This is a genomic window from Extensimonas soli (assembly GCF_029211265.1).
Classification (GTDB): domain Bacteria; phylum Pseudomonadota; class Gammaproteobacteria; order Burkholderiales; family Burkholderiaceae_C; genus Extensimonas; species Extensimonas soli.
In genome coordinates, this window is sequence record NZ_JARGEL010000036.1 from 1 (window position 1) to 575 (window position 575).

Consider the following 575-nt stretch of genomic DNA (forward strand, 5'->3'; position numbering starts at 1 on the left):
TGGCCGCGTTCGACGTCTTCGCGCTTGGTGCCGCGCAGCAGGATACCGACGTTGTCGCCGGCCTGGCCCTGGTCGAGCAGCTTGCGGAACATTTCCACGCCGGTGCAGGTGGTTTTCTGGGTGTCGCGGATGCCGACGATTTCGATTTCTTCGCCGACTTTGATGACGCCGCGCTCGACCCGCCCCGTGACCACGGTGCCGCGACCGGAGATGGAGAACACGTCTTCGACGGGCATGAGGAAGGGCTGGTCGATGGCGCGCTCGGGCGTGGGGATGTAGCTGTCCAGGGCTTCGGCGAGCTTCATGATGGCTTGCTCACCGAGCGGGCCTTTGTCGCCTTCGAGGGCGAGTTTGGCCGAGCCGCGGATGATGGGGGTGTCGTCGCCGGGGAAGTCGTATTTGTCGAGCAGTTCGCGCACTTCCATTTCGACGAGTTCGAGCAGTTCTTCGTCGTCGACCATGTCGCACTTGTTGAGGAAGACGATGATGTAGGGCACGCCAACCTGGCGGGCCAGCAGGATGTGCTCACGGGTCTGGGGCATGGGGCCGTCTGCGGCCGAGCACACCAGGATCGC

At 64.2% G+C, this 575-nt stretch carries 1 protein-coding gene; it reads right to left on the reverse strand.

The features are described from left to right. Positions 1-575: GTP-binding protein (locus PYV55_RS16010; RefSeq protein WP_275853225.1), on the reverse strand; the 575-nt coding region annotated here is incomplete at both ends.